At 72.3% G+C, this 10,134-nt stretch carries 9 protein-coding genes and 1 riboswitch; of the genes, 5 read left to right on the top strand and 4 right to left on the bottom strand.

The features are described from left to right. The first annotated feature begins 175 nt into the window (after positions 1-175). Positions 176-1,219: an alpha/beta hydrolase gene (locus tag ACFWPA_RS03835; RefSeq protein WP_378505722.1), complete on the top strand. Its 1,044-nt coding sequence runs from the start codon at positions 176-178 to the stop codon at positions 1,217-1,219. Beyond that, positions 1,216-2,235, top strand: coding sequence for an alpha/beta hydrolase (locus tag ACFWPA_RS03830; protein ID WP_378505721.1), 1,020 nt, complete (start codon positions 1,216-1,218; stop codon positions 2,233-2,235). The genes ACFWPA_RS03835 and ACFWPA_RS03830 overlap by 4 nt, the downstream gene beginning before the upstream one ends. On the opposite strand, the gene ACFWPA_RS03825 is transcribed toward ACFWPA_RS03830, so the two are convergent. Genes ACFWPA_RS03825 through mca form a run of 3 tightly spaced genes read right to left on the bottom strand, consistent with a single transcriptional unit; the run spans position 2,232 to position 5,525 of the window. Further along, a complete protein-coding gene (locus tag ACFWPA_RS03825; protein ID WP_378505720.1) occupies positions 2,232-4,292 on the bottom strand; it encodes a thioredoxin domain-containing protein in 2,061 nt (686 codons plus the stop codon). The genes ACFWPA_RS03830 and ACFWPA_RS03825 overlap by 4 nt on opposite strands. Before the next feature lie 10 nt (positions 4,293-4,302). Next, positions 4,303-4,617: a hypothetical protein gene (locus ACFWPA_RS03820; RefSeq protein WP_378505719.1), complete on the bottom strand. Its 315-nt coding sequence runs from the start codon at positions 4,615-4,617 to the stop codon at positions 4,303-4,305. Next, on the bottom strand, positions 4,614-5,525 hold the full coding sequence (gene mca / locus ACFWPA_RS03815) for a mycothiol conjugate amidase Mca (protein ID WP_378505718.1): 912 nt from the start codon (positions 5,523-5,525) through the stop codon (positions 4,614-4,616). Before mca ends, ACFWPA_RS03820 begins: the two co-directional genes overlap by 4 nt. Positions 5,526-5,740: 215 nt before the next feature. On the opposite strand from mca, the gene ACFWPA_RS03810 reads away from it, so the two are divergent. Both ACFWPA_RS03810 and greA read left to right on the top strand, forming a co-directional pair. After that, the gene (locus ACFWPA_RS03810; protein ID WP_378505717.1) at positions 5,741-6,166 is read left to right on the top strand and encodes a DUF4307 domain-containing protein; all 426 of its coding nucleotides are present in this window, start codon (positions 5,741-5,743) and stop codon (positions 6,164-6,166) included. A 245-nt stretch (positions 6,167-6,411) separates the two neighbouring features. Further along, positions 6,412-6,906 carry a transcription elongation factor GreA gene (gene greA, locus ACFWPA_RS03805; RefSeq protein ID WP_378505716.1) on the top strand — a complete coding sequence of 165 codons (495 nt, stop codon included), beginning with the start codon at positions 6,412-6,414 and terminating at the stop codon, positions 6,904-6,906. 249 nt (positions 6,907-7,155) lie between these two features. Here the strand turns inward: greA and ACFWPA_RS03800 are convergent, their stop codons facing one another. Continuing rightward, positions 7,156-9,210: an SEC-C metal-binding domain-containing protein gene (locus tag ACFWPA_RS03800; RefSeq protein WP_378505715.1), complete on the bottom strand. Its 2,055-nt coding sequence runs from the start codon at positions 9,208-9,210 to the stop codon at positions 7,156-7,158. A 130-nt stretch (positions 9,211-9,340) separates the two neighbouring features. Continuing rightward, positions 9,341-9,436, top strand: a riboswitch (TPP riboswitch). Between ACFWPA_RS03800 and ACFWPA_RS03795 the strand changes: the two genes are divergently transcribed. Beyond that, entirely contained in the window at positions 9,424-10,128 is a 705-nt protein-coding gene (locus ACFWPA_RS03795; RefSeq protein ID WP_378505714.1) for a TenA family protein, read from the top strand. Its footprint overlaps the riboswitch before it by 13 nt. Positions 10,129-10,134 lie beyond the last annotated feature (6 nt).

The following is a 10,134-nucleotide window of genomic DNA, read 5'->3' as shown; positions in this document are numbered from 1 at the left end:
TTATTTTTTTTTGTTGTTTTTTTTTTTTTTTTTGGGGGGTGGGGGGTGGGGGGGGGGGGGGCCCCCCCCGGGGGGGGGGGGGGGGCGGGGGGGGGGGGGGGGGGGGGGGGCGGGGGGGGCCCCCCCCACCCGCCTCACCCCCCATCCACGAACCGTGCCGCTGCAAGGATCGCCGTTGAGCCCCTCACCCCACCTGCGTCGCGCCTGCGGGCTCGCCCTCACCGTCGGCCTGCTCACCCTCGGCCCGCCGGTCGCCGCGGCCCAGACTCCTGATTCCCCTGCGGCCCGGCAGGATTCGCCGGACACCGCGCCCCGCAGCGACCGCTGGGAAGCGATCGACGTGTACTCGCCGTCGATGCAGCGCAACATTCCGCTCGAGATCCTGCGGCCCGCGGACACCGGCACCCCGGCACCGACGCTGTACCTGCTCAACGGGGCGGGTGGCGGCGAGGACGGCGCCACCTGGGAGGCCCAGACCGACGTCGCGGAGTTCTTCGCCGGCAGGCACGTCAACGTCGTCGTTCCGATGGAGGGCGCGTTCAGCTATTACACCGACTGGCGCCACCCCGACCCCGGGCTCGCGAAGAACAGCGGCAACAACGGCATCAACATGTGGACCACCTTCCTCACCGAGGAACTGCCGCCGGTGATCGACGAGCGGCTCGACACCACCGGCGCCAACGCGCTTGCCGGGCTGTCGATGGCGGGCACCTCGGTCCTCGACCTGGCGATCCAGGCCCCGGACCTGTATCGCGCCGTCGCCTCCTACAGCGGGTGCGCGATGACCAGCGAGGCGCCGGGCAGGCAGTTCGTCACGATGGTCGTCGGTGCGGGCACCGGGGACGCCGATAACATGTGGGGCCCGCCCGGCGACCCGGAGTGGGCCGAGCACGACCCGTACCTCAACGCGGACAAGCTGCCCGACATCCCGATCTACGTCGCCAGCGGCAACGGCCTTCCCGGGGCGCATGATTCGCTCGCGAACCCCCGGCTGAACGGGAATCCGATCACGCTCGGCAGCCAGCTCGTGGTCGGCGGCGTCATCGAGGCCGCGACCAACTACTGCACCTACCGGCTCGCCGAGCGCACCCGCGATCTGGGCCGGACGAACGTGCAGTACGACTTCCGCCCGAACGGCACGCACTCGTGGGGCTACTGGCAGGACGACCTGCATCGCTCGTGGCCGATGCTCGCGGACGCGCTCGGGGCGCCCCGGTGACCCGGCGGCCCGCCCGCCGCGCCCTGCTGGCGGCGTTGGCGGCGACCGTGGTCGGTGCGCCGATCGCGACCACCCAGACCGCGACCGCCCAGACCGTGGTCCCCGACTACGTTCCGGTCGCCGCCGACGCCTCGCCAGCGATCGCGTCCGTCACCGACCTCGGCGACCGGCTGCTGCTGCTGCAGGTCGACTCCCCCGCGATGGGCCGTCAGGTGCCGGTGAAGGTGCTGCTGCCCGCCGACGACAGCCGCCCGCGCGGCAGCTACCTGCTGCTCGACGGCAACTCCGGTCAGGTGACCGAGAACAACTGGCTCGACCCCGAGCGCGGCAACGCGCGGGAGTTCTTCGCGGACAAGAACATCAATGTGGTGCTCCCGGTCGGCGGGACCGGAACCAACTACACCGACTGGGAGCGCGAGCATCCCACGTTCGGCCGCACCCGATGGGCCACCTTCCTCGGCGAGGAACTGCCGCCGCTGCTCGACGCCCGGCTCGGCACCAACGGCAGGACGATGGTCGGCGGTATCTCGTCCGGCGCCACCGGCGCGGTGCTGCTCGCCGAGCAGTACCCGGACGTCTTCGACGGCGCGGTCGGCTACAGCGGCTGCTACCTGACCGAGGGTCCGGTCGGCAAGGCCGTCACCGATCTCGTGGTCATCAACGGCGGCGCCGACTCCGAGCTGATGTGGGGACCGCAGGGCGGGGCGACCTGGCGGGCGCACGACCCGATCGCGGGCGCCCCGGCGCTGGCGGGCAAGCCGGTGTACCTCTCGTCCGGGACCGGACTGCCCGGCCCGCACGACGATCCGGCCGACCCCGGCTTCGCCAGGACCGTGGTCGTCGGTGGGGCGCTCGAGGTGGGCGCGAACCTGTGCACCGATCAGCTGGCGCAGGCGTTGCGCACTGCGGGGGCGGACGTCACCCGCAGCGCCGCCCCGGTCGGCAACCACGCCTGGCCGTACTGGCGCGACGAGCTGGCCCGCTCCTGGCCGGTGATCGAGGCCGCAACCCGCTAGCGGGCCAGCGACTCCAGCAGGGTCTCGACCTCGACGACGGGCCGCTCGCACACGGCGCCGCGGCACACGTAGGCGGCGGCCCGCCCATCGACGAGGGGCCGATCGGCCAGCAGTGGAACGGAATCCGGCGCCGCCCCGACGACGACCGCACCGCCCGGCGCGTGCCTGCGCGCGACGCCGAGCAGCCCAGAGTCGCCGAGCAGCCCCGCGTCCGAGTTCGCGGCATCGTTCGGGCCGGCCCCGCCCGTGGTGGCGACGGCCACCTGCAGCGGCCCGCGCACCGCGGCCTCCGCGACCGCGAGCCAGTGCCCGGCCGAACGCGGGACGCGGTGGAGCAGCAGCGCGCCCCGGTCGAGGGTGGCCGCGGCCGCCGCGGCATACCGGTGCGCGTCCGCGGGCCCGGTCAGCACCGACGCGGTCAGCAGCGCCTCCGCCATCGACGACGCCCCGGACGGGGTCGCGCCGTCGACCGGGTCCCGGGGCCGGGCGATCAGGGTCTCGGCGTCGTCGGCGGTGTCGAACCAGCAGCCCGGCGCGTCCGGGTCCGCGAAGTGCCGCTGCGCCAGGTCGAGCAGGCGCATGGCGTTGGTGAGCCACACCGGGTCCCCGGTCGCCTGGTGCAGGGACAGCAGACCGGTCGCCAGCGCGGCGTGGTCGTCGAGCACCGCGGCCGCCGCCCCGACCACCCCGCCGAGGGACGCGCGGCGCAGCCTGCCCTCGACCAGGTGCGTGGCGAGCAGATCCCGGGCGCAGTCCGTTGCCGCGTCCACCCACTCCGGCCTGCCCAGCCCGGCCCCCGCCTCCGCGAGGGCGGTGATCGCGAGCCCATTCCACGCGGTGACCACCTTGTCGTCCCGGTGCGGCTGCGGCCGCGCGGACCTCGCCTCGAACAGGCTGCGGCGCACCGCATCCCAGCGATCCGGATCGTCGGGATCGGCGGGCAGCTGCAGCACCGAGGTGCCCGCCTCGAAGGTGCCCGCGGTGCCCACCGCGAGCAGGCCGGCCGCCCACACCCCGTCCTCGAACCCGAGGATGTCGATCAGCTGCTGCGGCGTCCACACATAGGTCGACCCCTCGACGCCATCGGTGTCGGCGTCCAGCGCGGACGCGAAGCTGCCGGAGTCGGTTCGCAGGTCGCGGAGCAGGAACTCCGCGGTCTGCTCGGCGACCCGCAGCGCCAGCGGCGACCCGGTGCGCCGCGCCAGGTGCGCGTACACCCGCAGCAGCTGGGCGTTGTCATAGAGCATCTTCTCGAAGTGCGGCACCACCCAGTCGGCGTCGACGGCGTAGCGGGCGAAGCCGCCGCCGAGCTGGTCGAAGATGCCGCCGCGGGCCATCGCCTCCGCGGTCCGGGTCACCGAGTCGAGCACCAGCGCCGAGCCGGTGCGTTCGTGGCCGCGGAGCAGGCCCTCCAGCAGCGCGGACGGGGGGAACTTCGGGGCCCCGCCGAAGCCGCCCCGCGCGACGTCCTCGTCGGCGCGGACCGCGGCCGCCGCCCGGTCGAGCAGCACCGCGTCCAGCACCGCGGCGCCCGCGGGCAGGGCGCCGCCCGCGCCGCGCAGCTCCGCGGTGATCGACGCGGACGCCCGCTGCACGTCGTCGCGGCGGGTGCGCCAGGTGTCGGCGATCGCCTCGAGCAGTTGGGTGAAGGACGGCATCCCGCCGCGCGGCGCGGGCGGGTAGTAGGTGCCGCAGTAGAACGGCTCCGCGTCCGGGGTGAGGAAGCAGGTCATCGGCCAGCCGCCCTGCCCGGTCATCGCGACGGTCGCGTTCATGTAGAGCGCGTCGAGGTCGGGGCGTTCCTCCCGGTCCACCTTGATGCACACGAAGTGCTCGTTCATCAGCTCCGCGGTCGCGGCGTCCTCGAACGATTCGTGCGCCATCACGTGGCACCAGTGGCAGGCCGCATACCCGATCGACAGCAGCACCGGGACGTCCCGCTCGCGGGCCCAGGCCAGCGCGTCGGGACCCCACTGCTGCCAGTGCACCGGGTTGTCGGCGTGCTGGCGCAGGTATGGGCTGGTCGCGTCGCCGAGGGCGTTTCGGGACCTCGTCACCCCGTGCGCCCTACTTCGGGGACGACGCGGGCGGTTCGGGCTCGTCCCCGGTGCGCGCGGCGCCGGGTGCGCCCGCCGCTGGCGCCGCAGCCGCCCCGCGGTCGGTGCCCTCGTCGGCCTCCTGGTCCGCCTCCGGATGCTCCGGCTCGAACGTCTCCGGCAGCTTCTTGAGCTGCTTGTTCATCGACCGGATCAGCAGCACGGTGCCGATCAGCAGCAGCACGATCAGCACCAGCCCGACCGGGGATGCCTTGCCGAACTCGGGGCCGGTCGGCGTCCCCTGGGTCTGCGCCAGCCACACGACCGACGCGCTTGCCAGATTCACTTCTTCTCCTCCTGGTCCGGCTGCCCCGACGACGCGACCCCGACGTGGTCGACGCCGGTGAACAGGTCGGTTTCCGGGATCGCGGTGGTCACCCGGGTCTTGGCGAGCTCGAACTCCTCGGTCGGCCAGATCTTCTGCTGGATGTCGAGCGGCACCGCGAAGAACGACCCGTTGGGGTCGATCTGGGTGGCGTGCGCGCGCAGCGCGTCGTCCCGCTGCGGGAAGTACTCGCCGCAGGTGATCTGCGTCGTCACCCGGGCCATCAGGTCACCCTGCTCGGTCTTCCACTTCTTCAGCCACTCCGCCATCGGGAACTCCTCGCCGCGGGCGTCGTACTCGTCCTGGAACAGCTGCAGACGCTTGCGGATGAATCCGTGCGAGTAGTACACCTTCTGCACCTCCCACGGCGCGCCAGCGTCCGGGAACCGGTCCGGGTCGGCGGCCGCCTCGTACGCGGCCATCGACACCTCGTGGCAGCGGATGTGGTCCGGGTGCGGATAGCCACCGTTCTCGTCGTAGGTGGTCATCACGTGCGGACGGAACTCGCGGACCACCCGGACCAGCGCCTCGGTCGACTCCTCCAACGGAACCAGCGCGAAGCAGCCGTCCGGCAGCGGCGGCTTCGGGTCGCCCTCCGGCAACCCGGAGTCGACGAACCCGAGCCAGGTCTGCCGGACGCCGAGGATCCGCGCGGCCTCCGCCATCTCCTCCTTGCGGACCTCACTGATCCGGTCCCGGACGCCGGGGACGTCCATCGCCGGGTTGAGAATGTCGCCGCGTTCGCCGCCGGTCAGCGTCACCACCAGCACTTCGTTGCCCTCGGCGGCGTAGCGGGCCATCGTCGCAGCACCCTTGCTCGACTCGTCGTCGGGGTGGGCGTGCACGGCCATGAGACGTAATCCGCTCACAGTCTTCCTTCACCTCAGCTTCGCCTGGAACTCGATCGGGCCTTCCGGACACCGTCCACCCGTCGCGTCGACCGCGCGGGCGGGGGCCCGGTGTCCTTCCCCTATAGTTCCACCCGACACCTCCAGCGTCACCGTGACCCTGTCCGGATCGGCCGACGGAGGGCGCCCCGCCGGGCACGCGCGCCTGCCCGGACCGATGCACGAGAGTCGAGCAGATGACCGAGACGATCCCCTCCGACCGCTATCCGATGCCGCAGGGCAGCGTCCGCGGATCCCGGATCACCGCGATCGTGCTGACCATCGGCGTCGTCCTGCTCGGCCTCGCCGTCGCCTGGCTCGGGTACAACAAGTTCGCCGCGAAGGACATCGCGTCCGAGATGGTGCAGTATTCGATCGTCGACGACTCGACGATGGCGATGAGCTTCACCGTCACCCGCGAGGAGCCGTCCGAGGCGGCGCTGTGCATCGTCCGCGTCCGGTCACGGGACGGTTCCGAGACCGGTCGGCGTGAGATCGTCGTGCAACCGTCCGAGCATGGCACCGTCCAGATTGACACCCAGGTCACGACCTCCCAGCCCCCCGGCGTCGCCGACATCTACGGCTGCGGATCGACCGTTCCGTCCTACCTGACCGCGGGCTGAGTCCCGCCGGGTCCGTCCCGGTCGTGCGGGTGGCGCTGCCTCGACCTTCGCCGGGAAAATCCCAGCTCGTGCTAAAATACGGTGATACACGGTTCCGGGCAGGAACCGTGTATTGCTGCATTTGCAGTGGTGCTGTATTTGCATCCGGATGCGCGTGCGACGCGGACTCCGATGCACGACCACCGGTATCGGTGGTCCGTCCAGGGGACCCGTCCCCGGGTTCCGACTACGAGGAGTGATCGAGCATGACCGAGACCCAGGTGACCTGGCTGACCCAGGAGTCCCACGACCGGCTCAAGAGCGAACTCGACCAGCTCATTGCCAACCGTCCGGTCATCGCGGCCGAGATCAACGAGCGACGCGAAGAGGGCGACCTCAAGGAGAACGGTGGCTACCACGCTGCGCGCGAGGAGCAGGGCCAGCAGGAGGCCCGCATCCGCCAGCTGCAGGAACTGCTGAACAGCGCGAAGGTCGGCGAGGCCCCCACCCAGTCCGGTGTCGCCCTGCCCGGCTCGGTCGTGAAGGTGTACTACGACGGTGACGAGTCCGACACCGAGACCTTCCTGATCGCGACCCGCGAAGAGGGTGCCCGCAACGACAAGCTCGAGGTCTACTCCCCCAGCTCCCCGCTCGGCGGCGCCCTGCTCGACGCGAAGGTCGGCGAGACCCGCGAGTACATCCTGCCCAACGGCAAGACGATGAAGGTCACCCTGGTCAGCGCCGAGCCGTACCACGGCTGAGCCCGACCGCACCCAAGTGAACCCCGGACCCGGCAGCGTGCCGGACCGGGGTTCACTTGTCTCGGCGCGAAGATGGGGCGAATGCGCGGTGGGGCAGTCACCCCCTGCTCGACTGCCCCACCGGCCACCGGAACCGCCGGGCGCCGGTCCCCTTCCCCCAGGGGCCGTGCTCATCGGCTCACAACGATTCAGACGCGGCAATGCCCGGATCGGTTCCACCCGGGGACAGACCGATCTGTCGCGCGACGATCAGCGCGCCATGAACGCCAGGCTGAGGACGTCGACCAGCTCGTCCGGCTCGGTCTCCGCGGACCCGCACATCTCCACCAGTTCGCCCCGGTACCGCGGGTCGATCGGTTCGATCCCCCCGAACGCGCGGACGGACTCCCCGGTCGGTAGCAGCCGCGCACAGACCAGCCCGCCGACCGCGAAGTGGTGGCCCGCCACCGCGTCCACCACCTCGATTGGCTCGCCGCCCGCCACGTCGCACAGGGTCAGCGACCGTCCCGGTGACACCGCGGTCACCTCGTACACGCCGCGGCTGCCGCCCAGCCACTGCCGGGCCAGCTCGAGTTCCTGCGCGGGCAGCACCTGCGCGCGCCGGGCAACGAACTGCTCGAGGACCCCGCCCTCGAACAGCGCGGCGTCGATGACCAGGCCACCCTCGAGGGCGGTGATGGTTGCGTCCTCGTCGTCGGTGTGCGCGGCCCGGATCTCGGCGAGCTCGTGCACCAGGTCGAACAGTTCCGGGGTCCGGGCGAACATCAGCGCCTTGGTGTACAGCCAGGAGGCGCGGGCGTCGGCGGTCAGGTCGGACCGGCCGAGGTGGCAGGCCTTGTACTTGCGGCCGGACCCGCACCAGCAGCGGTCGTTGCGCCCCAGCTCGCGGCGGTCGGCGGGCTGATACCGCGCCAACACCTCCTGCAGGGTGTCCGCGTCGCCGCCCTCGATGCGGGCCAGCAGCGACTGCGCGCGCGGCACGTCGCCCGCGTCGGCGGCGAGCAGGGCCAGATCGAACGCGGCCAGTGTCCAGTCCGGGTCGCGGTCCAGCGCCAGCTCGAACTGGGTGACCGCGACGAGGACGTCGCCGCACTGGTCGGCGGCCTTGCCCGCCAACCAGTGCGCGGCGGGGCGCACCCGGCGGGACGCGTGCTCGATCAGCGCCGACGCCACCGCGTGCAGCGCCTCGGCGCGGTCGTCCCCGAGGGTGGCGAGGTCGAACGCGACCGCCGCCGCCGACGGATCCGCGAGGCCACGGAAGACCCGCGGGTCCACGGTCACCCGGGCAGCGGCGACCTCGGACGGATCCTCGCCCCGCTCGACCGCGTCGGCGACCTCGTGGACGAGGTCGGTGAGGTCGACGACGGACCCCGCCTCGGCGACGTTCAGCCGATTCTCCCGAGCGATCGACTCGACGAGCGCGGTCCGGTGATGGGCGTCGAAGTCGAAACCGTTCGGCGCCAGATAGTTCCGTTCGCAGACGTGGCCCGCGGCGGCGAGCAGTTCGGTCAGCGGCGCCGTCGGCGCGGTAAACAGGTCGGGATGCTCGGCGACCAACTGCCAGACGACGGGGTCGGTGTGCACGGCGCCGTCGGCGATCACCTCCCGCAGGGCGTCGATGAGGTCGGGGGCGGGTGCGGTCCGGTCCACGCGGACCAGCCGCAGCCGACCGCCAGCCAGCCCGAGGCCGATCAGGTCGCCCGCGGTCGCCGCGTGCAGCAGGTCCGGGTCGAGCAGCAGCCGCTCGATCTCCGGGGCAGCGAACTCGGTGCGGCCGCGGGCAGCGAGAGCGGCGGCGTCCGCGGTCGGGGAGACCACGGCGACCTCGCATTCGCCTCCGCGGGAACGGGATCCGGCGAGCACGGAAAGCGCGGACAGGTCCGGGTCGATGTCGAGAACCCCGGACGCGACCTCCTCCGCGGACAGCCGATGCGTGAACACCCGGCCCTCGAGCAGCCCGTCGAGCGCGGCAACCCGGCCGTCGGCGAGCACCCCGACGGGCGAGTCGTCGAGGGCGCGGACCACCGCGGCCATTTCCGCGGTCGTGCCGAGCCCCCGCTCGACGAGCGCGGCAACCCAGTCGTCGGTGCTGAGCGGGCCGCGGCGGCGCAGTTCCGCGATCGCGTGCCCGGCGGCATCGAGTTCGGGCACATCAAGTTCGGGCGCATCGGGTTCCGGTACATCGAGTTCGCGAGGGTCGGGTTCGGGTGCGGGATCCGGACGCGCTTCGGTGCGGGGGTCGGCGGCGCGGCGACCCACGATCTCGAGGTGCCGGTCACCACGGGATTCGGTCGAGGCGATCACCCGGTGATCGTAGGCGACGCACCCCGCGGCGTCGCCGACCGGACGCGAACGGGCGGTTGTCGGGTGCGGCTCTCGGCCGACGGTCCGGCAACCGCCGGGCCGGCGCAGACCGACCTGCTACCGTCGACGGTGTTCTGACACGGGGTGCTCCGCGACTGCGGGGCTGAGATGAGACCCGAGAACCTGTCCAGGTAATGCTGACGAAGGGATGTCATGGCTGTGTTGACGCATGCCACCACCACGGACCGCTTCACCGACCACCTGTGGGACGAGACGAAGGCGCTGCGGGTCGCGATCGACGACCTCGAGTTCCTGCACCGACTCGGCGACGGCACGCTGCCGCTGGCGGTGTTCCGCACCTACATCGAGCAGGATTCGCTGTACCTGATCGGCTACGCGAAGGCGCTGGCGATCCTCGCGTCCAAGGCGCCGGACCCGCAGACCGCCGCGTTCTGGGCGAACTCGGCCGCCAGCGCGGCCGCCGTCGAGTCCGCGCTGCACGAGGACCTGCTGCACGTCCTTCCGCCGCGGGACGACGAGCCGGAACACTCGTCCGCCTGCCTGGGGTACGTGTCGTACCTGATCGCGGCCGCCGCGACCGAACCGTACGCGGTCGGCGCCGCCGCGGTGCTGCCGTGCTTCTGGATCTACGCCGAGGTCGGCCGGGACCTCGCGGCCCGCGCGGCGAAGGTGCTCGCCGCCGACCCCGGACACCCCTACGCGCAGTGGGTGTCCACCTACGACGCCCCCGAGTTCCAGGAGTCCGCCGCCGCGGCCCGCGCCCTCGTCGACGCCGCGGCCGCCGCCGCGACCGACGCCGACCGGGCCGCGATGGTCACCGCCTTCACCGTCGCGACCCGGTACGAGCTGATGTTCTGGGACACCGCGCTGCACCCGCAGTCCTGGCCGCTGTCGTGACGGGCC

It is taken from the genome of Rhodococcus sp. NPDC058505, assembly GCF_042720095.1.
GTDB lineage: Bacteria > Actinomycetota > Actinomycetes > Mycobacteriales > Mycobacteriaceae > Rhodococcus_G.
Note: the sequence above shows the minus strand (reverse complement) of the source record. Positions and strands in the feature narration are given on the sequence as shown.